This is a genomic window from Romboutsia timonensis (assembly GCF_900106845.1).
Lineage (GTDB): Bacteria > Bacillota > Clostridia > Peptostreptococcales > Peptostreptococcaceae > Romboutsia > Romboutsia timonensis.
In genome coordinates this window covers 1,193,264-1,216,954 of record NZ_LT629850.1, presented here as the reverse complement: position 1 = coordinate 1,216,954, position 23,691 = coordinate 1,193,264, and the positions used below count along the sequence as shown (strand labels likewise).

The 23,691-nt window shown below is 26.0% G+C and carries 24 protein-coding genes, 1 pseudogene and 1 CRISPR repeat array; of the genes and pseudogenes, 8 read left to right on the top strand and 17 right to left on the bottom strand.

Annotated features, from left to right (window positions below; genetic code table 11):
* Nucleotides 1-147: pseudogene (locus BN7997_RS16005) on the bottom strand (IS256 family transposase); the annotation flags it as partial.
* A 293-nt stretch (nt 148-440) separates the two neighbouring features.
* Nucleotides 441-1,277: an aldo/keto reductase gene (locus BN7997_RS08335; RefSeq protein ID WP_071120352.1), complete on the bottom strand. Its 837-nt coding sequence runs from the start codon at nt 1,275-1,277 to the stop codon at nt 441-443.
* A gap of 213 nt (nt 1,278-1,490) precedes the next feature.
* Here BN7997_RS08335 and BN7997_RS08330 point away from each other — a divergent pair, with 213 nt between their 5' ends.
* Both BN7997_RS08330 and BN7997_RS08325 read left to right on the top strand, forming a co-directional pair.
* Entirely contained in the window at nt 1,491-1,790 is a 300-nt protein-coding gene (locus tag BN7997_RS08330) for a hypothetical protein (protein ID WP_071120351.1), read from the top strand.
* A 120-nt stretch (nt 1,791-1,910) separates the two neighbouring features.
* The gene (locus tag BN7997_RS08325) at nt 1,911-2,867 is read left to right on the top strand and encodes a SpoIVB peptidase S55 domain-containing protein (RefSeq protein WP_071120350.1); all 957 of its coding nucleotides are present in this window, start codon (nt 1,911-1,913) and stop codon (nt 2,865-2,867) included.
* Between the two features lie 223 nt (nt 2,868-3,090).
* Nucleotides 3,091-6,345: direct repeats of the CRISPR family, unit length 30 nt; unit sequence ATTTACATTCCAATATGGTTCTACTTTAAT.
* A gap of 179 nt (nt 6,346-6,524) precedes the next feature.
* Here BN7997_RS08325 and cas2 read toward each other — a convergent pair.
* The 9 genes from cas2 to BN7997_RS08280 form a co-directional block, all read right to left on the bottom strand.
* Nucleotides 6,525-6,803, bottom strand: coding sequence for a CRISPR-associated endonuclease Cas2 (cas2, locus tag BN7997_RS08320; RefSeq protein WP_071120349.1), 279 nt, complete (start codon nt 6,801-6,803; stop codon nt 6,525-6,527).
* A gap of 15 nt (nt 6,804-6,818) precedes the next feature.
* Nucleotides 6,819-7,811, bottom strand: coding sequence for a type I-B CRISPR-associated endonuclease Cas1b (cas1b, locus tag BN7997_RS08315; protein WP_071121395.1), 993 nt, complete (start codon nt 7,809-7,811; stop codon nt 6,819-6,821).
* Between the two features lie 22 nt (nt 7,812-7,833).
* Complete coding sequence (gene cas4 / locus BN7997_RS08310; protein ID WP_071120348.1) at nt 7,834-8,328, bottom strand: CRISPR-associated protein Cas4; 495 nt, start codon at nt 8,326-8,328, stop codon at nt 7,834-7,836.
* 35 nt (nt 8,329-8,363) lie between these two features.
* Complete coding sequence (locus tag BN7997_RS08305; protein ID WP_071120347.1) at nt 8,364-10,712, bottom strand: CRISPR-associated helicase/endonuclease Cas3; 2,349 nt, start codon at nt 10,710-10,712, stop codon at nt 8,364-8,366.
* Nucleotides 10,713-10,757: 45 nt separating this feature from the next.
* A complete protein-coding gene (gene cas5 / locus BN7997_RS08300; RefSeq protein WP_071120346.1) occupies nt 10,758-11,834 on the bottom strand; it encodes a CRISPR-associated protein Cas5 in 1,077 nt (358 codons plus the stop codon).
* A 15-nt stretch (nt 11,835-11,849) separates the two neighbouring features.
* Complete coding sequence (gene cas7i, locus BN7997_RS08295; protein WP_071120345.1) at nt 11,850-12,761, bottom strand: type I-B CRISPR-associated protein Cas7/Cst2/DevR; 912 nt, start codon at nt 12,759-12,761, stop codon at nt 11,850-11,852.
* Between the two features lie 23 nt (nt 12,762-12,784).
* Entirely contained in the window at nt 12,785-14,191 is a 1,407-nt protein-coding gene (gene cas8a1 / locus BN7997_RS08290; RefSeq protein WP_071120344.1) for a type I CRISPR-associated protein Cas8a1/Csx8, read from the bottom strand.
* A gap of 14 nt (nt 14,192-14,205) precedes the next feature.
* Nucleotides 14,206-14,934, bottom strand: a complete 729-nt coding sequence (gene cas6 / locus BN7997_RS08285; protein ID WP_071120343.1) for a CRISPR-associated endoribonuclease Cas6 — start codon at nt 14,932-14,934, stop codon at nt 14,206-14,208.
* A 323-nt stretch (nt 14,935-15,257) separates the two neighbouring features.
* Entirely contained in the window at nt 15,258-15,521 is a 264-nt protein-coding gene (locus tag BN7997_RS08280; protein WP_071120342.1) for a Mor transcription activator family protein, read from the bottom strand.
* A gap of 157 nt (nt 15,522-15,678) precedes the next feature.
* Between BN7997_RS08280 and BN7997_RS08275 the strand changes: the two genes are divergently transcribed.
* The 4 genes from BN7997_RS08275 (at nt 15,679) to BN7997_RS08260 (ending at nt 17,035) form a co-directional block, all read left to right on the top strand.
* Entirely contained in the window at nt 15,679-16,218 is a 540-nt protein-coding gene (locus BN7997_RS08275) for an N-acetylmuramoyl-L-alanine amidase family protein (protein ID WP_071120341.1), read from the top strand.
* A 99-nt stretch (nt 16,219-16,317) separates the two neighbouring features.
* Nucleotides 16,318-16,533: a DUF1659 domain-containing protein gene (locus tag BN7997_RS08270; protein ID WP_071120340.1), complete on the top strand. Its 216-nt coding sequence runs from the start codon at nt 16,318-16,320 to the stop codon at nt 16,531-16,533.
* A gap of 44 nt (nt 16,534-16,577) precedes the next feature.
* On the top strand, nt 16,578-16,805 hold the full coding sequence (locus BN7997_RS08265) for a DUF2922 domain-containing protein (protein ID WP_071120339.1): 228 nt from the start codon (nt 16,578-16,580) through the stop codon (nt 16,803-16,805).
* An 83-nt stretch (nt 16,806-16,888) separates the two neighbouring features.
* Nucleotides 16,889-17,035 (top strand): YvrJ family protein, encoded by a 147-nt coding sequence (locus BN7997_RS08260; RefSeq protein ID WP_071120338.1) that lies wholly within the window; start codon nt 16,889-16,891, stop codon nt 17,033-17,035.
* Between the two features lie 61 nt (nt 17,036-17,096).
* Here the strand turns inward: BN7997_RS08260 and BN7997_RS15575 are convergent, their stop codons facing one another.
* Nucleotides 17,097-17,270, bottom strand: coding sequence for a hypothetical protein (locus tag BN7997_RS15575; protein WP_154665241.1), 174 nt, complete (start codon nt 17,268-17,270; stop codon nt 17,097-17,099).
* 244 nt (nt 17,271-17,514) lie between these two features.
* Here BN7997_RS15575 and BN7997_RS08255 point away from each other — a divergent pair, with 244 nt between their 5' ends.
* Complete coding sequence (locus BN7997_RS08255) at nt 17,515-18,372, top strand: thermonuclease family protein (protein WP_071120337.1); 858 nt, start codon at nt 17,515-17,517, stop codon at nt 18,370-18,372.
* A gap of 80 nt (nt 18,373-18,452) precedes the next feature.
* Entirely contained in the window at nt 18,453-18,899 is a 447-nt protein-coding gene (locus tag BN7997_RS08250) for a staygreen family protein (protein ID WP_071120336.1), read from the top strand.
* A gap of 127 nt (nt 18,900-19,026) precedes the next feature.
* Here the strand turns inward: BN7997_RS08250 and BN7997_RS08245 are convergent, their stop codons facing one another.
* From BN7997_RS08245 to celB, 5 genes are read right to left on the bottom strand one after another with little or no spacing between them, the layout of a single operon-like run.
* Nucleotides 19,027-19,698, bottom strand: coding sequence for a copper homeostasis protein CutC (locus BN7997_RS08245; RefSeq protein WP_071120335.1), 672 nt, complete (start codon nt 19,696-19,698; stop codon nt 19,027-19,029).
* On the bottom strand, nt 19,699-20,754 hold the full coding sequence (locus BN7997_RS08240; protein ID WP_071120334.1) for a Sapep family Mn(2+)-dependent dipeptidase: 1,056 nt from the start codon (nt 20,752-20,754) through the stop codon (nt 19,699-19,701).
* A 17-nt stretch (nt 20,755-20,771) separates the two neighbouring features.
* Entirely contained in the window at nt 20,772-21,728 is a 957-nt protein-coding gene (locus BN7997_RS08235; protein ID WP_071120333.1) for a glycosylasparaginase, read from the bottom strand.
* Between the two features lie 54 nt (nt 21,729-21,782).
* Nucleotides 21,783-22,301, bottom strand: a complete 519-nt coding sequence (locus tag BN7997_RS08230) for a GrdB-related putative oxidoreductase (RefSeq protein ID WP_071120332.1) — start codon at nt 22,299-22,301, stop codon at nt 21,783-21,785.
* A gap of 10 nt (nt 22,302-22,311) precedes the next feature.
* Complete coding sequence (gene celB / locus BN7997_RS08225) at nt 22,312-23,661, bottom strand: PTS cellobiose transporter subunit IIC (RefSeq protein ID WP_071120331.1); 1,350 nt, start codon at nt 23,659-23,661, stop codon at nt 22,312-22,314.
* Nucleotides 23,662-23,691: the final 30 nt, after the last annotated feature.

Here is a 23,691-nt window from a genome sequence, read left to right as displayed (position 1 = left end):
TTCTGCTTCTAGCAATTGTTGGATAATATCTTTGAACAGCTTTTGCATTAATCCATTTTTACCAACTACATCTTCCATGGTTTTACATTTTCTTACTTCAGCTTGGTAGTCTAAATCTGGAATAATTATTTCTCTTTGATCTTTCATTTCTTTACCTCCAAAAGTTTAATATGAATATTATTCCAAACTTACCAATTTTACATTCAAAAAAGACTGTAGGTAAGTTTGTATTTACACAAAACTACCTACAGTCCCGATATATTTAAGTATATCCATTGGTTTTTTTATTTCGTAGTCTATTAAAATTGCAAATTATTTATTTTCTAAGTCATTGATTCTCTTTTCTAATTCAGAAATTTTGTTGTTTATTAATTTATTCTTTTTCACAAATATTATAATTGGTATTAATATTAAAATCATAGATTTTAAAGTATTACGGTTTATCTTACTTCTTCATATATAGTATTTAATGGTGGTGTTGTTACTGACATATCATACCCTTCATCTAATGAATCTATTGCTTTCATATCTTCACTAGAAATTTCAAAATCAAATATGTCTATATTCTCTTTTATTCTATTTTCATTTGATGACTTTGGTATAGGTATAACTCCTTTTTGCATATGCCATCTTAGTACTATTTGTACTATTGATTTTTTATATTTTTGTGATAAATCAATCATTAAGTCATTAGATAGTACTCTTCCTCTACTTATAGGGCTCCATGCAACTACTTTAATATTATTATCTTTGCAGTAGTTAATAATATTATTTTTAGTACTAAAAGGATGAATCTCTACTTGATTTACCATTGGCATTATTTTTGCAGTTTTCTTTAATTCTTCTAAATGCTCAACTTTAAAGTTACATACTCCTATAGCTTTTACCTTTCCTGTCTCATATAAATGTTCAAATGCTCTCCAAGTTTCAGCATTTAATTTATTTGGCCAATGTATTAAATATAAATCTATGTAATCTACTTGTAGGTTATTTAATGATTTATTAAAAGCCTCGATAGTATTATCATAACCATGATCATCATTCCAAAGTTTAGTTACTATAAATATATCTTTTCTATCTATACCACTTTCTTTTATACCATTACCTATACCTACTTCATTGTTATAAAATGAAGCAGTATCTATCATTTTATATCCTAAGTTTAAAGCATTTTTTATTATTTTAGCTGTTTCTTCATCATCCCCTGATTTATATGTACCAAATCCTATTGATGGTATTTTTACTCCATTAATTAATAACATAAATTTTTCAACCATAAAATATTTCTCCCTTTATATTTTTAAAATATATTCTTATTACATTTTACCATATATTTCAAATTACTTTTATATATTATTTTAGCTTATTAGTATTATAAGTTTAATAATCACATATATATTTATAGTTCGATTTATTTTTATAAATTTGGTAAATACTCTTTCTAGGACAATTATTTTAAATTTAAGTTTAATAATTTGGAGGTAATAAAAATGATGCGACTATTACATAAATATGTTGATATACAAAAAGACTTTTTTATTGATTTATCAAAAAAATTTAAAGAAAATAAAATTGAAATTAGCAGTTGTGATTTAGAAAGATTAAAAACATATATAAGAATACCTACTGAATCAAATCGAGTTGCATTTGTAAATATATTAGAAAAGTATATTTTTACTTATAATATTAATGTCAATGATTTTAATATAAGTCAATATTTACTAGTTGAAAGCAGTAATGAATTTCAACACAATGCTAATATATTCTTATCTGACTACTTAGAAAGATAATATATTTGTTTTTTAAATATTAAATTGGTATTTTGTAAAAGTCATTATATCCCAATATATTTTATGTAACTTTAAGCAAAACTATAAATAAATTATAATGCTAAAAAAGGAGTTGATTGAATGAATGACAGAAAACTTAGCATTTTAAAGAAAGTTCTTTCAACCACATTAATAATGATTTTACTAGGTTCATCTTTTGTATTTTGTGATGAAAAGCCAGTATCTAAAAGTACAAAACTTATGCCCTCTGGTGAAGTTGTTGAATTAGGTGTAAAGCTAAAATATCCTATAGTAACAAGTAAGCTAAATCGTAATAAAACCTTAAAAGAATCAGATATATTATTGTCTATAAAATTAAACAATGAGGAAATTATTCCTAATCGTAAAAATATAGAAAAAACTATGAAGGTTGAAAATTTACCTTTAAAAGCTACTTGTTATAGAAATGGAAAAGTTAAATCAATGGATATAACATCTGATGATCTTAGAGATTTTGAATTTGGTTATTATTCATTTTATCTAGGAACTGTAACAGCAATTGATTCTAATGGTAATTTTATAGGGTTATCTCACAATTTAAAAGATGAACAAATGCCTTTTGATTTTTTAGATAATGCTATTTATAAAACATCTTATATTCAAGCAAAGAAAAATACACTATTTAATACTGGTTATTTAGTTACAAGTGCAGATGGTGATAAGATAGGTAAATTTACTGGTACTGGAGATGGTGGTATATGTGGAAAATTTGAAAATTACACATATAATCCTAATTTAGCTTTAGAAATAGGTACTCCAAAGGTAGGTACTGCTTATTTATATTGTAAATCTCCTGTAACTAATGAATTAAAAATGCATGAGATTGAGATAGCTCAAGTTGGAAAATATGTTTCTCAGATAAAGATTGTTGATAAAGATTTGTTAAAACACCGTGGTGGTATAGTTCAAGGTATGAGTGGTACTCCTATAATTCAAGATAATAAGATTGTTGGTGGTGCTCGTGCTGTTGTAAAGTCTAATAAACGTATTGGTGTTATGACAAATATAAATTATATGATTAAAAATAGTAATAAGTGATAAGTTTAGACCATAGGTAGCGATTTGCTACCTATGGTCTTTTAAATAACTATATAGATTTATTATTATCAAATTTTTATATGTAATTATGCTTCTTTATATTTAATATATTATAATTTATAGACTTATGTATAAAGATATAATTGCTTATAGCAATATTTTGTTCCAATATGGACATACTTTAATTACTACCTGTTGGAATAGGTATAATTGGCACAATGATATTTACATTCCAATATGATTCTACTTTAATTAATTTTTAAGACATTTGTAAGCCCTATTACTAAAAATTTACATTCCAATATGGTTCTACTTTAATTATTCCAAGCGATTAAAGTTTACAGAAGATAAAAAGATTTACATTCCAATATGGTTCTACTTTAATTAGGTCAGACTGAATGTCCTTTCACATTTGATGACATTTACATTCCAATATGGTTCTACTTTAATTGTACTATTGCTGTAAGTTCCATATTTTCACATTCATTTACATTCCAATATGGTTCTACTTTAATATTTTTAATTAATTTTAAATAACTTTCATTAACTAAATTTACATTCCAATATGGTTCTACTTTAATTAGCATCCAGGTTTCATATCTGTATCAACACCTGCATTTACATTCCAATATGGTTCTACTTTAATATTTCTCCCAAGCTGATTTATTATCTACCCAATACTTATTTACATTCCAATATGGTTCTACTTTAATCTAAGATAGGCGAAGGTTTAGGCAAAGGTATAACTATTTACATTCCAATATGGTTCTACTTTAATTATAGAGCAATTAATGCGTGCATTTATGTCAGTTGGATTTACATTCCAATATGGTTCTACTTTAATTATAATATTGATTAGATAAAGCATTCATTATAAATAGATTTACATTCCAATATGGTTCTACTTTAATTAAAAAAGAATTTAATATAGAATAGTGATTTACAGGATTTACATTCCAATATGGTTCTACTTTAATGAAATAGCTTCTGTATATGGTGAAGTTATATTAGAAGAATTTACATTCCAATATGGTTCTACTTTAATTAGGTCAGACTGAATGTCCTTTCACATTTGATGACATTTACATTCCAATATGGTTCTACTTTAATTGTACTATTGCTGTAAGTTCCATATTTTCACATTCATTTACATTCCAATATGGTTCTACTTTAATATTTTTAATTAATTTTAAATAACTTTCATTAACTAAATTTACATTCCAATATGGTTCTACTTTAATTAGCATCCAGGTTTCATATCTGTATCAACACCTGCATTTACATTCCAATATGGTTCTACTTTAATATTTCTCCCAAGCTGATTTATTATCTACCCAATACTTATTTACATTCCAATATGGTTCTACTTTAATCTAAGATAGGCGAAGGTTTAGGCAAAGGTATAACTATTTACATTCCAATATGGTTCTACTTTAATTATAGAGCAATTAATGCGTGCATTTATGTCAGTTGGATTTACATTCCAATATGGTTCTACTTTAATTATAATATTGATTAGATAAAGCATTCATTATAAATAGATTTACATTCCAATATGGTTCTACTTTAATTAAAAAAGAATTTAATATAGAATAGTGATTTACAGGATTTACATTCCAATATGGTTCTACTTTAATGAAATAGCTTCTGTATATGGTGAAGTTATATTAGAAGAATTTACATTCCAATATGGTTCTACTTTAATTACATACCTACTTTCTAAAAGTATTAAAATCTTCATTTACATTCCAATATGGTTCTACTTTAATGAAATAAATGATATAGAGAAAAAAGCATTTGCTGAATTTACATTCCAATATGGTTCTACTTTAATTTACCTATTTTCCAAGTTCCTTTTAACCAATCATATAAATTTACATTCCAATATGGTTCTACTTTAATAAATATGTGTCATAGTTACGAAATAGATAACGATAAAATTTACATTCCAATATGGTTCTACTTTAATATTATAGTACTTATAGAGTACTAAAATTAGTACTAGATTTACATTCCAATATGGTTCTACTTTAATTAATCTACTATTAAAAGTTATACCATCAGCAGTCCAATTTACATTCCAATATGGTTCTACTTTAATTGAACGTGGTATTGCAGCTATAGCACTTGAATTAGATATTTACATTCCAATATGGTTCTACTTTAATAGTTTTAGTAAATGCTTCTTCCTCGATTTGTTCCCTATTTACATTCCAATATGGTTCTACTTTAATTATATTATCTAAGTTTATAGTATAACTTGAACTCATAATTTACATTCCAATATGGTTCTACTTTAATATATAAATGTACCTGTACTTATTGAAANTCCAATATGGTTCTACTTTAATTACATACCTACTTTCTAAAAGTATTAAAATCTTCATTTACATTCCAATATGGTTCTACTTTAATGAAATAAATGATATAGAGAAAAAAGCATTTGCTGAATTTACATTCCAATATGGTTCTACTTTAATTTACCTATTTTCCAAGTTCCTTTTAACCAATCATATAAATTTACATTCCAATATGGTTCTACTTTAATAAATATGTGTCATAGTTACGAAATAGATAACGATAAAATTTACATTCCAATATGGTTCTACTTTAATATTATAGTACTTATAGAGTACTAAAATTAGTACTAGATTTACATTCCAATATGGTTCTACTTTAATTAATCTACTATTAAAAGTTATACCATCAGCAGTCCAATTTACATTCCAATATGGTTCTACTTTAATTGAACGTGGTATTGCAGCTATAGCACTTGAATTAGATATTTACATTCCAATATGGTTCTACTTTAATAGTTTTAGTAAATGCTTCTTCCTCGATTTGTTCCCTATTTACATTCCAATATGGTTCTACTTTAATTATATTATCTAAGTTTATAGTATAACTTGAACTCATAATTTACATTCCAATATGGTTCTACTTTAATATATAAATGTACCTGTACTTATTGAAAGTTTTAATTAATTTACATTCCAATATGGTTCTACTTTAATTCAGTTAAAAAATTTTCTCCTGCATTGTTTAATTTTATTTACATTCCAATATGGTTCTACTTTAATACCTTCAACAATAACGAACTCATTATTTTTTATAAGATTTACATTCCAATATGGTTCTACTTTAATTAGTTATAGAAGGAAGTATAAATAAGCAAAATTTAAATTTACATTCCAATATGGTTCTACTTTAATAGATACTATTTGATAAGGACTCATTTTATCATTTAAATTTACATTCCAATATGGTTCTACTTTAATGAGCAGGAATTTCCTAGTCAGATGTTAAGAAATATTAATTTACATTCCAATATGGTTCTACTTTAATGAAGTTAATATCAATTATTTTTACGTCAGTAATGTAATTTACATTCCAATATGGTTCTACTTTAATTTAATTGAAAGTAACGCTAAAACTACTTTAGAAAATAATTTACATTCCAATATGGTTCTACTTTAATCCGTTTGATATCAATATTTGATTTTCTAATCTATTCAGATATATATTTTGTCTACCTAAAAACATTTAGGCTATATAATCTCTTTCTATCTACAAAAAAACATTATTTATTGCCTGTATCTATTGTATCAGCTATCTTTGTCTATGTATACTAATTTTTACACTATATTAGGTAGACAACTAAATAAAGTTACTCGTCTTGTCTTCTTGTACTCCCCACATGTCTTTTTCTAACCATCTTTCATTTCTACTCTTAAATAAAATTATTGAATCTCTATCTCTTCTTATTATACCATTTAATTCATATTGTAGCTTAACAATTTGCGAATTTGATAACTCACCTTCAAAAACTGAGTTTTGAATATGTGATAAATATTTTTTGCACGTTTTAAAAGTTTTACTTAATACTTTTTGTCCACCTTCATCACTTTTTATATCATAAACTAAAATCACATACATAATGAACTCCTCCTATTACCACCATATTTTAAATGGTTCATACTCTTTTTCGCCTAATAAATGCTTTATTAACTTATAACACTCTAGCTTCATTAAGTATTCATATGATACATTTTTATTTAACTCTTTATGCTTTATAGTTGTTTGTAACTTCTTATCTAATTCAGCTACTATTGTCCTTGATGCTTCTTTTGTTAGATGTAAATAATTAAGATCTTTCGTAAAACTTTTTTCTGTTATTTGTTTCTTATTTAATAAAGAAAATATTAATCTATCTCCTATTATAGGTTTAAATATTTCTGCTATATCTAGGCTTAATGAAAATCTTCTACTTCCAGGCTCATGTAAATAGCTTACAGTTGGATTTAATTGTGTATTATATATCGCACTTAATACTTTAGTATAAACCAAAGTGTTTACATATGATATTAAAGTATTTATCATATTATCAGGTGGATTTTTTACTCTTTTCTCAAAATTTATATCTTGATCAATTAGTATATTCCATGACTCATAATATATTTTTCTTATATTTCCTTCATATCCCATTAACTCTTGTATACTTTTGCTTTTAGGTATTTGTTTTCTTAGTTCTTCTATTTTGTCCATATAAATTTGTACATCTTTTCCTCTACCATTATAATATCTTAAGTTACGATATATATTAAAACTAGCTCCATCTATGAATCTTTTAGCTATATCGAGCCTTTTTTCATTGTCAGTATAATGATTAACTTGGTTAACTAATAGATTTCCTGATACTAGCTTTTCTCTCGGTTGAAATGTTCCTGTGTAAAAGCTATAATAATTAAAAAAATGTATTACTACTCCATATTGAGATAAATAATTTATTAGATTTGTATTAAAATCCATTTCAGACATTACATATATTTCATTTACAGTTTCTATTGGTATATATCTTTTTTCTCCATTTTCATCTACAAATGCTATTGAGTTATCTTGTCTTTTTAGCATTCCATTGTTATAAATATAATAACTTCTCTTCATAAGTTTCCTCTCTTGTATTAGTTTAAATAAAACATAAATCATAATATGCACAAGATTTACAAATACGCTTTTTCTCCAATTTAGGCGGAATAGTTTTATATACTATTTCATTTATATTATTTAATATTTGTTCTATATTAACTATGTCTTCTTCATTCAGCTCTATATCTACACTTTGTTTTAATAATGGATAGTCTATTTTTCCTTTTATATTTGTAACACCTTTTTTATGTAAAAAATATAGATAATATTTTACTTGTAGTATACTTGCTTCTTCAATTTTATTACTTTTTTTAACTTCATGTAGTATACCTTTAGAACGTATGAAATCTATATTTATAATGTTGTCTATATTTATATGCTTTTTATCCCTTTTATAAGTTTCTTCGTCTAATACTTTTCCTATTTCAACATTTTCATTCCCTTGTTCCATCTGTATTTCGTTATAAAAATACCATAACTTTCTTTTACAGACTGCATAGTAATATACCATTACACCTGTTATTTCTTTTTTCATCTAATACACCTCTTTATCATAATGCTTATACTTATTTAAAATATAAAATCATCTATATTGCTAATATTTGTATTAATATTGTCTTGATTTACAAACTTCTTTTGTCTGTAGCCAAGTTCAGTATATTCACATTCTATAACGGGTATATACTCATAGTCACTTACTCTTACATTATCATATCTTGTAGCTAATCCATTTTTTAATGCTCTATAGTAATTTGTTATATGATTAGGATGAACAGAGACTGTGTATTTTTTTAACTTATTTTGTAATTTTATTTTTTCTCCTTTATTTTCTGGTGAGTTTAAAGACTTATCTTTTAGCTTTAACTCTAATTCTTTAATGTCACCATTATATTCATGATAAATTGGACTTGGTATTATATCTTTAGATAGTATATTTCTTAACTTAACTTCATCTGATTTAAATGTATCTGGAGTTAGATTTTTTATGAAGTTATATGTATGTTTATATTGTGTTATATAGTTACTATTTTTTATTTTATCCATAGTAAGATATTTATTTATTAATTCTATTTTTTCTTTTTCTGAGATTTGCCCTTCCCATAAACTTATAGCTTCTTTAGATAATTCAAATATATCTTTATCTATGTATCCCCTATCTCCATTTATAAAACTTCTTTCATCTATTTGAGTATATATATAGCAATTATTTTCACTACTATCTTTTTTTCCTTTTCTATTACAACGACCTAGTCTTTGAAATAGTGAATTTAAGTCTTGTAATTCTGTAAATAAATAATCAAAATCTATGTCTAAACTTGCTTCTACTATAGATGTAGATATCCATATTCCACTTTGCTTGTCTAGTTCATGAATTTTATTATCTTTATATGTTTTTCCAAATTCTATAATTTCAGATTCTTTTGATAATCTTTCACACTTTATAAATTTACTATGTAGTATGTGTAAATTTTCATTTCCTAAAATATTACTTATTTCTTCATATAAATTTTGAGCTTGCGTAATACTATTGCATACCACTAATATTTTATTACTTTTATTTAACTTTTCATTTTCCCTATATTTGTTACATATATCGTTAGAGTCTATTCTTTTATCTAAAATCTTTAGATTATGCCTTTTAGAATTATCAGTAAATCCATCTTCTTTTATTTTAAACTTAATACTTTTACTTAGTAACTCTTTTACAAATGGAGGTAGTGTAGCTGTTAAAATTGCCACTTTTCCACCTTGTTCTACTATACGCTCTAATCCATACACTAAATAAGCTAGTAAATCTGGACCATACATTTGTATTTCATCTATTACTATTTTCGAGTATGATAATGTGGTTAATTTTAGTTCATATGCTGGATACTTATATACAAAGTCAAATAGTTGGTCTATAGTGGATACATTGATAGGAAGAGATAATTGCTTTGCTATTTTTTCATATTCTATTATTTCCTTGTCTTCCTTTTTATCTATATATTCATCTTTATCATCATATTTGTCATCCTCACTTTGTAATAATAAGTATTCTAATGAGCTTGAATGTAATAATCCTAATTGTTCTTCTAAATTTCCACCATAACTAGAAATGTATTTTTTAGTTCTATCGTAAATAGCATTTATAGCTGTTCTTATTGGAAGTATGAAAAATCCTTTATTATCGCTTATCCAAAGTAGACCTGCTTCTGTTTTTCCCATACCTGTTTGAGCTATTGCTATAATATTTTCATTTTTATTTTCTATACAATATTGTTGTAGTTCATTCCAACTTGCATCTTGATTATCTAGTTTCCATTTGTTAAGTACATTTTCTAATGACTTTTCTAAAAAGTTATTTTCATATTCTGCTGTATATCCCGAACTTGCACTATAATCACATTTATGTAAGTATCCTTTTATTTTTATTGCATCTATATCTTGTGATATACTAGCTATTTTCGCAGGTATAACTTTTTTAACTTTTTTATGATCAAGCCCTTCTAATAAATTTTCTATTATATCTGATTTTTCTCTTATTGCTAGTCCTATATCGCAATAGTCATGATGATTAACTACTGCATTAGATACAATAAGGTAATCTTCTTTATTATTAAATTTGCTCTCATCTATGAAATATAAAGACAATACATTATGAGCAACTTCTTTATTTTCATCAAATTTAATACCTTTATTTTTTACTCTTTTTTGAAATTCTTTATTTATTTTACCTATATCATGGTATATACAAGCTTTTTGAATAAGTTCATATATCCTTTCTTCTTTTATATATCCTAAATTCCAAAGTATCTCTAAAACATCTAATAAGTCGTTTGTATGTTCAATTATGCTCTTATTTGGTTTTGCTTTTTTTTCTCTTATATTTGATACTATTGATTCATCTAATAAATCAAAATATATATCTTTAACCATATTTTACTCCTTTTAAAGCAGTAGGTAATTAACCTACTGCTTTATTTAAATAAAGTTTACTATATAATTTTTTTCATCTGTATTATCTAAAAAAATATTATCGCTAGTTTCTTCTATTGCACAATAAGATGTGTATAGAACTTTCTTTTTAATAAATTCTCTTTTGCCTTCTTTTATTTCATAATTTTTATTTATATAATATTTAGTTCCATTAATAGTCTTACCATCTTTATATTTAGGTGAAATATATCCATCTTTTACATCTTCATAGTTTAGATACATAGATAAATTATTATCTACATCACAGTCACCTTCATATAACTCAACTATTTTAGCTTCTTTAACATCTACAAAATCTTCACTTCTACCAATAGATTTTAAGTTATATATGTTCTCTAATATATCATTTAAAGTATTTTCATCACTTCTTACATGTATAACAAGATCTATATTATTTAAGATTTCATAATACTTTATAGATGTGGTTAATGATCTATACTTTGAAATTGGTTTTATATAATTTTCTTGTTCATACTCTTTTATTTCATCTTTTAATTTTTTTTCATTATCTTTAATTGCTTTTTCATTTTGTGATATTATTTTAAATTCTTCACTTTTTTTATCTAATTGTTTTTTCTTTAATGCTAGTGAATTTTTTTCTTTTTTTATTGTGTCTAGTTTTTCTTTTAATTCTGTATTTTTATAATTTTTTATCTTATCCGCTAAATCCTTAAGACTTCTATATTCATCTAATAACTCTTTATTATATACTTGTATTGTATTTCCATTTCTAAAACTACTTCCTTGAGATTTAGTTGGTTTTGCAACCTTATCAAAAGCTTTTGATAAAAAATCTTCATTTTTCATCTTAACTAATATACCTCTATCATCCATAGTAGAATTTAAAAAACAATAATCAGTGTAAGGTTCTTTGTGCATAGACTCAAATTTACCTTGAATACTTATATCCATTGGGTGATATTCTTTATAATTACAAGCACTATGTAAAGCTCCTATTATAGTAGATATTGGAGGCAGAGGATAAGTCATTTTGTTATCTAGTGTTTCTTCTTTTTTATAATTTGCACTATCTTGATGTAATACAATTCTTAGAGCCTTCATGTATTCACCTACCTTCTATATTTCAAAGTAAGCATTTACATCTTCTCTTAATTTATCAAAAAAGCTCATTACACTCATAGGATTTAATTTTTCTTCTATTTCACCTTCGTTTATAAAAGTTTGCCCTCTTAATAAACCTACATTATATCCTTTCGCTACTTTTTCTATTAAATCTTTAGATACCACTAATCTATCTTCTTCTACTTTTACTACATTTTCAAAATAATGTGTTTTTCTATCAGATAATCCTCCTACTACAAATACTGGCTCTGCATTATCTAAGTTTCCTTTTACTGTAAGGCTTAAATTTTCTATTGCATCTAATATAGAATTTACTCTATCTGCTTTTTCTTTATTATCAGCTTCTTTATAATTTGCTTCATTTTCAAAATTTTCATCTTTTCCTATCATTTCTAAATCTATTGTTATGCTGTATACCTTTAAAGACTTGTCATATTCATATTGATAAGGCATAAGACCAGCGTCTCCCGCTTTTTCTTGTAAGTTTATATTCTTAGCCTTAGCTAGATTAGTAGCTAAATATAGGTTATTATGAAATCTTGTTTCATTTACAAAACTCTCACAAGATATTGCATCTGTTAAGTAGAAAGAACTTTTTCTTATATTAGTTGTTCCTTTAGTGTTCATATATCCACCTTCAAGTGCTCTACAATTTGACGCATTTAACTCTTGACTTACTTGTTTTTGATTTACTTTTTTCTTACTATCTCCAATAATCTCAGTTTGTAAATCATCATACATTCCACTTTGAACCATTATTGCATTTTTTAAACTTTCTCTACTTCTTATAGTATATACTTTTCTGTTTCTAAATACTTTTTGTACACTTGCTATATTTCCTAATCCTTCAGAATAGTTTGAAGTCATATTTGCAACTACTGTTAATGTTAAAGCTTTCTTTTTCATAATCTTATCTCCCTATTTATTCATTAATTTTGTTTATTAGTATTTTCATTGATTTTATTACTTTTACCTAGTGCATTTATAAATGTATATGCAATGTCTTTATTTTTTTCAAAATCCATAAATAGTTCATCTGCAAAACTAAAGTAAACGTCTGAATAACCTGATAATTGTAATAAAATTTGGCAAACTCTATCATAATCTTTAAATATTATTGAGCTAGTAAGTTTTTGTCTGTAGCTTTCTAATTTATTTTCTGGAATCTTATTTCTTACTTCATTTGCACAAGCATGAATTATTTTTCTAATCTTATCATCCATTATTTTTTCACCTCTAATTAAATCATTTATATTTATTAATTGATAAACTGTATAGTAGTTTTTCTTTTCTTTTAATAATAAGTCTATAACGTCATCTAAAAGCGTATTATTTAATATACACTCCATTACTTTTTTATAAATATCAATATAATAGTTGTCATTTATCTTATAAGAAAAACATAATGAATTATAGTCAATCTTTCTCTCATTTATTTTTTTTAATATGTCTATACTTTGTTTTCTTATATATAATGTTTCAAAATAATCTTTATCCCTGTCCTTAACTATAACTTCTACATCATATTCTATAAAATCAGATGATTCTATAATACCTTTAAATAACGAGTATTTTATTCCTCTATACTTATTTTCTAGTTCTAAATTTTCAATGTCAGCTTTTATTTTTTCTTGAAAAACTTGTTTTGCACTAGTTAACCTATTTATTTCATAATTATCATTTATAAATAAAGATTCTCTATCATTTATAAATGCAAATGGTATAAAGTCAAACTCTTGTATGTCTTGTCCAACAAAGCTACTCATATTAAATCCAAACCCTGTTGATTTTCCTTTTTTAGGTGCATCAATATAATAACCTACTAATCTACAATACTTCTGATTTTCATTAAATAATTGGTTAGTATTACAGTAATTTTTATACATATCTGACTTATTCCTAAAAGTTTCAAGAATTAGTTCTTCTCTATGTTTATTAACTAAAGACAATATTTCATCTCTATTAGTTCCATCAAATTTAATTTTCTTAAATATTTTTTTCATTATTGTATTTCCAGATAGTTTTTCATTTATTGACTTTATAATATATGTATTATCATTTTCATTATTATCTTGATTATAATGTTCTAAGTTAAGTTCTACATACTTATGATGAAGATTTTCACCATATTTTTTTTCTACAAATTTTAAATAGTTTTCTTTTGTTATTAATTCACTATTGTACAATATATACTCATCTTCTACTTTATAAGAAGTTTCTAATGTATCTATATATTCAAAATATTCTAAAATACCTACTATAGCAGCAGAAAATCTCCAGTCAGAAGGCTCTAATTTAACATTAAAATCTGTATTATTTTCTAAAATAGTTTTCATTTAAATGCCTCCTTTTACAAATCCTGTGTTAATAAATCTAAATAACCAAACATTGTATTTCGACTTCCCATGCCTACATCATATAAATACTGAAGTAATAATGGATTTCCTTCTAATAAAAATGATCCTACTGTTGTATCTACATATGTATCGTAATGCTTTACTAAAACCTTTTTACAATTTATAGGCGAAAACTTAATACTATCTACTATATCTTTGCTAAACCCTGTTTGAGATATTTGATTTTTCAGAACTACTTTTAATTGTTCATTAAACTTTTCATCACTATATACATAATGATTATCTTTGTTTGTTTCTTTATTATGATCTCTGATACAAAGTCCATATGTTTTGAATATTACTTTTGAGCTTGTTATTTTTTGTTCTCTTTGTTGATGAATTTGTTTTAAGGTGATTGAATTTTGATTTGTTATTAAAAATTTTTTATTTTTCTGTTTCATGAATGCCTGTTGCAAAAGAAGTCCTGTTTTTTGTCTGTCATCACTTGTAAATAATACTTTTATACTATTATCTTCTAATATTATTTCATCTTTTGTAAATTTAGCTTTTGGTAACTTTAATGAAAAGCAAAAATCTTTTTGTATATTATCTTTAAAGTATTGAGAGTAATATCTACCATCTAAAATTTCAGTTAGTGACTTTTTTATATAGCTTAATATTATTCTTCTATAATCTTTTGGCAATGAACTTTTTTCTAATTCAAACGTTAAATAAAATCTCATATATACCTCCTTCTTGTATTTTATACTGTAATGGTAGCACACATATATTATATATATCTACATATTTTAAAATAATAATTCATGGATTTTATATATTATAGAAGTATTACTATTTGACTTTACTAAATTTATCTGATATGTTTTATTATATAAACCATATTGGAATGTAAATTGAATCATTATATTAAATATTTATAATAACTAAGTAGTCCATATTGGAAAAACTAGACTAAAATAATATAAAACTTTTAGTCTAGTTTCCATTTCAACTTCATTCTATTATTGTCTATAATCGTCTTTGATTCAATTATATATATTTTTTATTAATATTTATGATTATAGTTAATGATATTTCTAACTTGAGCTGTGCTAATTCCAAACTTTCTAGAAACCTTTTTATAATCACCATCAAAACTCTCCCTAATCATCCTGTTTCTAGCCCCTTTAACAAGACTTGATTCATTAGGTATATATAAATTACTTCCTCCAGCAAACTTAACCAAACTCTTAAAAGCATCCATACCTATAACCTCAACAACATCAACAACTCCATCTGGTAAATCATTTATAGTTAAATTATTTAACATAATATCCTCCTATATAATCTTATATTTTTTAAAACACATACTATATACATTCTCTAATAAGTACAAAGCCTCCTACTAAATTCTTCAAATAGTTTAATATTTATCTTAAATAACACCATATTAAACTATTACTAAAATAATACAAGGAGGTATAAATATGAAATGGTTCTTAGACTTTGGACATGGAGGAAAAGACTCTGGAGCAGTTGGAGCTTATAATACAAAAGAAAGTGATGTAGTTTTAAAAATAGGAATGATTATAAAAGAAAACTTAGAAAAACATAATCAACAAGTAATAACAACTCGACAAGATGATAAATACTACTCCCTAGATTATAGAAGTAAAAAGGCAAATGAAAACAAATGTGACTACTTTGTAAGTATACATATGAATGCAGCAACTAACAAATTAGCAAAGGGTTGTGAGGTATGGGTTTATGATGAAAAAAGTAAGGTGTATACATTATCTAAAAACATATGTACTAATCTTTCAAAGGCTATAAATACTTTAAACAGAGGTGTAAAAGTGTCAAAAAAGTTTTCAGTACTTAGAAAAACTAAAATGCCAGCATTACTAATAGAGATAGACTTTATATCTAACCCTAGTGTTGAATCAAATTTAGCTTCTGAAAAATATATAAAAGATATATCGTCAAGTATCTCCTCTACTCTGCTATCATTTGCTAATATTTTATAAAATATTTTCTTCAAAGATTTTAATATATAACAAACACAATAGTTTCTATACTTAATATCAAGAAGATATTAATCTTTTAAAATAATTGGAGGTGGCTATATGGTAGTTAATGAAATGCAAAATCCATCAAGTCTAAGAATAAAGCTGGATTTAGGTATGGTAGATGGTAAAACAAAGGTTAAAAGTAAGACATTTTCATCAGTTAAACCTGATGCATCAGCACAAAATGTGTATGAGGTTGCAGAGGCTTTAATGGAGCTTCAAGAATACTCTACAATTGAAATAGCTAAGATAGATAACACTACTTTAGCTTAAAAAATTTACTTTTTTCAAATTATTATATTTAAGGAGGAATAAATATGGAAATAAATAAAAGACTTGTTATGACTTTTAAAACTACTGATGATAAGAAGGTTTCTTTATCAGTTGATGACCCAAGAGAGGATATTACTGAGTCTGAGATAAAATCAGCTATGGATTTAGTCGTATCTAAAAATATCTTTGCCCCTAATGGAGCTGATATAGCATCAATAGTTGAGGCTAAGGTTGTTGTTACTGATACTACACCTTATGATTTAGAATTATAAAAAGTTTACTTTACAAAAGCTATGTCTAAATTTTTGGCATAGCTTTTTTGTTAATTAAAAATATTGAAGGGATGTGTTTTAAGATGAATTCAGAGTTACAAACTTTGATAGCTTCTGTAGGCTTTCCTATTGCTCTTAGTATGTATTTACTTGTGAGGATTGAGGGTAAGTTACAGACTTTATCTGATAGTATTAATGAATTATCTAAAAATATTATAAGGATAAAATAGATAAATAGGGGCTAATACCCCCTATTTATCTATTTTGTTCGTAATATATTAAATTTGAAAACTATTTATTCTCTAAATCATCAATCCTTTTTTCTAATTCAGAAATTTTATTATTCGTTGATTTACTTATTTTTGTAAATATTTTAATAGCAATAAATATTAAAATTACAGGTACTAACATTAATATAAGTGTATTAAATATTTGAAAGAAAAGTTCTGTTGAAATTGATACCATAACCTAAAGCCCCCCATTTTTATTCCCATATAAATTTATATCAATTATAACATCAATTAAAATTTTATGAAATAATACGTTGTATTAAAATTATCTAGATACTCATTATATAACAATTTTAACCTTAACTTAAACAAAATATCCTCGTCAATAAATTACATTTTTCACCATATTTATTGGTATTTCATAATAAATATATTATAATAATATTTTGTAATAAACTTATAATATAGGGGGAAATCTTATGAAATTTAATAAATTAAAATCAATATTTCTGTCATCGGCATTAGCAATATCTATATTATTTACTGGATGTTCTAACGGTGACCAAAATACAATTACAAATCAAACACAAATTAAGGACTCAACATCTAGTAATAGTCAAGTAAGTGTTGAATCTAATAGTTCATATCAAGACTCTAGTTCTAGTAAAGAAGTTCCTAAAGGCTCTGTTAAAGCAACTGTTGAAAGAGTTGTAGATGGAGATACAATGAAACTTAAATTAGATAAAACTAAAGAAGTTGTAACTTTAAGACTTTTATTAGTAGACACTCCAGAATCAGTTAAAAAAGGTGTAGACCCTCAACCATACTCAATAGAAGCATCAAACTTTGCAAAAAATACTTTAAAAGCTGGAGATACAGTTTATATTGAATATGATGAAGGTGATAAAACTGATAAATATGATAGACATTTAGGTTATTTATGGTACTACTCTAATGATAATTCTAACTGGCAAATGTTTAATGAAACATTAATATCTCAAGGGTATGCTAGAGTTGGATATATCTATTCTCAAAAAAGACATTTAGATGAGTTTTATAAGGCTCAGGACTATGCAAAGTCAAATAAATTAAATATATGGTCTGTTGATGGATATGTAACTGATAGAGGATATGATGTAGATGCTTATAATTCTAATAAGAATACTTCTTCTAATAGCTCTAGTTCATCAAGTAATATAGTTTATGCTAATGGTGGTTCTTCTAGTTCAAACAAGTACCATTCTACTAAAGATGCACATAATATGAAAGGTGCTGTTAAGATGACTGAAAAGGAAGCTAAGTCTAAAGGTTATGTGCCTTGTGGACTATGTTATTAGATTTATTTTAAATTTTAATGTATCACATATATATTCAACTTAATATTATATACAAATCAAAATATTAAGTTGGTGATAGTATGAGGTTTAGTCCCGATAAACTAGAAACAAATTTTATAGAGCCTATAAATTTATATGGTCCTATTAAAGATAGAAAATATACTCTTACACATTCTGATACTACTGGTATGATGTTTTTAACAATAGCTAATGAATATGATTATAATGCTATAAATTATGATTTAAGAGATGAAATTTTGGGTGCATGGAAAGAATCTGATACTTCTTATATTTTATTTTTCTATGCTTATGTTGGCAACTTAAGTTATGCTGATGCTTTATATAGATACAATATATTTAAATCCCATATAGATTCAGCGTTACAAGCTATAATTTATGGTGATAGGATGTTATTAAGTAAATATCCTGAACTTTTAAACACTCCTATTTATATAAAGTTTGATTCTTCTATTCCTGTTTTTAATAATTACGAGTTTTATGGATTTGTAAGGGATTATATAATATAAAAGCGTATCACTTATTTATGATACGCTTTTTATTATTTACTATGAACTATACACTTATAACTTTATTTATAATATATTTAATATCTTCGTTAGAATATAAATCAATAAGGCTTTTAAAAGTGTAAAACTATACTTCTAAAAGCTTTACTAATTGACTTAATTTATTTGTATCAATTTCTCCAAATGGACTTTTATCAATTCTAACAGCTGTTCCAAAATGAAAATCTGTTGCCTGTGTTAATTCTTTAATTCTTTTTACATTATCAAAATTTAATCCTCCACCTAATAATATATTCGCCTTTGAGTTTTCTATCATAGCTTTAATATTATTAGTGTTATCTGAAATATTATTGATTCCACCTGCAGTTAGTATATTCGTTATCTTATCATACCTATTAAGTACATTAACACTTTCTAATACATTAGTCTCGTCTATTGCTTTATGAAAAGTTACATCTATATCAGATACAACATCTAAAAGCTTTTCTAATCCAACTTTATCTATTTTTTTATTATCATCTAATAAACCAAGTACTACTCCATTAGCTCCTAAAGATTTTATTATTTCTATATCTTTTTGCATTACTTCTAAGTCATACTCACTATATCTAAAGCTTTTTGCATGATTTCTAATCATTACATTAACAGGTATATCTACACTGTTTACAACTTTTTCTATCATTGAAAAACTTGGTGTAAGTCCACCTTCTGTAAGTGCACTTACAAGTTCTATCCTATTAGCTCCACAATATTCAATTGCCTTTGCATCTTCTACGCTCATTCCTATAATCTCTAACATTTATTCCTCCCTAGCTAATTCATATATAGCATTTGCAAATATTTTTGTGTTTAGTATAATATCATCTATACTCATATATTCATTTTCATTATGTGCAATTCCTTTTTGCCCTGGAAATGATGGTCCAAAAGGAACTATATTAGGCATAACTTTAGCATAAGTTCCACCATTTGTTGTTACTGGTGTACCATCTAAATTAGTAACCCTTTCATATGCAACTTGTAAAGATTTTACTAACTTACTTTCTTTATCAAAATAAACAGGGTTAAAGTTTAATACAGTTTCTATATTAATATCATTTGATATACTTTTTTTAATTTCATCTATTACATCTTCTAAAGTATAACTAAAGTCATATTTTACTTTAAAGTCTAATACCAGATCATCACCAAATCTAGATAGTTCTTTATAGGTAATCATTATATTGCTAGATAAATTATCTAATAAACTAACAAAAGTATCTTCATCTATATTATTAGTAGTTGTAACTTTAAACCTTGCCATACCTTTTTCACCATAAACAACTGGATACTTACAGTCAGGAGTAAATCCCATTATAGGTTCTTTTTCATTTTCTAAATAATATGGTATATCACCAAATCCACTTTCTTCATCAGTTCCAAATATTACTCTAACTTTTTTATCTAATTTAATGCCTAACTCTTTTATTGCATAAAGTCCATATAATGCACTTATTATTGGTCCTTTATTATCTAACACTCCTCTTGCATATATATTTCCATTTTCTATATGACCACTATATGGTGGATATGTCCATCCACTTCCTTCTTTAACTACATCTATATGTCCAATTATGCATATATAATCTTCACCTTCTCCATAGTCGGCATATCCTATGTAATTATCCAAATTTTTAGTTTTAAATCCTAGCTTTTCAGATATTTCTAATGCCTTATTTAAAGCTTTAGCTACATTTTCACCAAATGGAAAGCTATTTGTAGCTTCCCCTTTAACGCTAGGTATTTTTACTATATCTAAAATATCATCTATTAATAAATCTTTAAGATCATCAACCTTATTATTTAAGATATCCATAAAAATACACCTCTTTATTAATCTATATCAATTGGTGCTTTTATTCTTTTTGCATATGCATCTAACCATTCTTGTGATGCAACTTCATGTATAGTTTTTCCATTAACAACTTTTGATACGTAAACAGTTGGAGCTTCATCTTTTGTTGCTACTGAGAATGAAAAACCTTCAATATTAGTTGCTACTCCCCATTCTCCTTTATTATTTAATGCTACTAAAGATAAATCTCCAGCTTTTCCTCTTCTTCTTTTAAGTTCTGCATCAAGTTGACTAACCGCTATATCGCAAGCTTCTTGTGGATGCTTACCTTCCTTCATAAGCCTTACAATCTCATATGATATACATCCTTTCATTAAGTCTTCGCCAAGTCCTGTTGCAGTTGCTCCTCCTACTTCACTATCTACATAAAAGCCTGACCCTGAAAGAGCAGAATCCCCTATTCTTCCTCTTTTTTTCATAAATAGTCCACTTGTTGATGTTGCCGCACACATTTTTCCATTTTCATCTAAAGATATCATACCTACTGTATCATGTCCTGCATAAGGGCTAAGACCTTTATCTAATGTTTCTTTTTTTCTTTTTTTATAATGTAATTTTGCTCTATCTGTTAACATATTTTTTCTTTCAAATCCATTTTTATGAGCATATTCTTCAGCTCCTAGTCCAACTAGGAAGTTATTTACTTTGTCATCACTTAACTTTCTTGCTATACTTACTGGATTTGCAAAATCTTTTATTCCTGCTACTGCACCTATACTAAGAGTATCTCCATCCATATATGCTGCATCTAATTCTACTTCACAGTTTTCATTTGGAAGTCCACCATATCCAACTGATTTATAAAATGGATAATCTTCTACTTCTCTTACTGCTAATTCTACTGCATCTCCTGCATCCATACCTTTTTCAAGCTCATTACATGCTTTTGTTAATCCTTCTATGGCCATTCTCCATGTAGCTATCATTGCCCACATAATATTTTCCTCCATTTAACTTTAAAGCCCTGAATTATTCAGGGCTTTATGATTTTAATAACAAATTTCTTTAGTTAAATCACTTACATCTTCTTTGTTTGATAGTGATTTCGCTAATTTACATATATTTTTTAAGCTATCATTAAGACCTATTCCACCTTTTTTAGGTGTTTTTACTATATATAAATTATTTTTGTATTCATTAATTAATTCACTATTTTCCTCAGACATTGCAGCAAATGCTTCTATATTAGTTTCTTCTTTTATTTTCTTAGCTAAAACACAACTCATTTTAGAAAAATTCTCAAAGTTAAAACTTGGTCCACATATTACTACATCTGGATTTAATTTTTTAACCATAGCACACATTTTATTGCTTACTTCTTCAGAATTATTTATAAAATATTCATCACCACAATAAAGTGTTGCTACTATTTTTAAGTCATTTAAAAATGGCTCCATCATAACTCCTGGTCCTAATGGAAGTGATTTTCCTGCTGGTGGTAAATCTGATTTTTCCTTTCCTCCAGCTCCTGCTTGAATTTGGTCAAGTATCATTAAAACCTTACTCATTTACTCCCTCCTAGAATGTTAAGTCATCAAATGATAAGTCTTCATCTAAATCTTCTTCTTTATTTTCTTCTTCCTCTTTTAAGTATTGATTATCAAGCATTTTTATAAATGGCATATACATAAATACTCCTAAAATTAGTAATATTACCTGCAGTACTGCTCCTTGCCATCCTGTTGTTAAAAATCCTGAGAATATTATTGGTGTAGTCCATGGTAATTGTACACCATTTGTTAAAGGAACTAATCCTGATGCCATACAGAAATAAGTTATTATTATATTTACAGTAGGAACTAATACAAATGGTACTAATAATATTGGATTTAACATTATTGGTAAACCAAATATTATTGGTTCATTTATACCAAATATACCTGGTAATACTGATAATTTACCTAATGATTTAATACGTTTGCTCTTACATATTAATACCATAGCTATTAAAAGAGATAATGTACTTCCTGCTCCTCCGAAAGTAGCAAACATATCTTGAAATTGACCAGTTATTATGTTTGGTATTTCAACTCCAGCTTTAAATGCTTCTAAATTTTCAGCTGATAATATTTTTAATATTGGATTATATACTGCACCTACAACACTTCCTCCATTTATTCCAAAGAACCAGAAGAAATGTAAGAATATGTATGCTATTACCATTGCACCTAAACTATTTCCTAAATGTAATAATGGCATTTGTAAAAATTTATATATGAATTCATGTACGCTACCATAAGGAGTTAATCCAAATAATGTATTAATTATAAAATATACTACCATTACAACTGCACTTGGTATAAGTGCTGCAAATGATTTTGCAACAGTTGGAGGAACACCATCTGGCATCTTTATTACCCAACCTTTTTTAGTAACTGCACCAAATAATTTAACAGAAGTTATTGCTGTTATCATACCAACAAACATACCTTTAGATCCCATCCATCCTAAAGGTATACCACTAACTAATACTGCTTCTGTTGCACCTTCTGGAGTATATCCTATACTAAATGGAGTTAATATGAAAAATGCAACCATTGCTACTGCAGCTGATGCTATTGGGTCAACATCGGTTTGCTTTGCATAAGAATAACCTATTCCAAATACTGCAAGTAATGTCATTACATCAAATGTTGCAGCAACTGGATGTGATAAGTTTGATGTCCAATCAGGACCAAAAAACTGTGCCCAGAATTCTGTCCAACCTGGAATTGGAAAGTTAGCTATTAATAAAAATATTGAACCTATTATTAATAGTGGAGATGATACTAAGAAACCATCTCTTATTGCTATAAGCAATTTGTTTTGGCCTATTTTTTCAGCCAAAGGCATAAGCACTTTTTCAAGACTTGACATAAATTTATTCATTTTTTATCCCCCTCCCACATAATTTTTAAT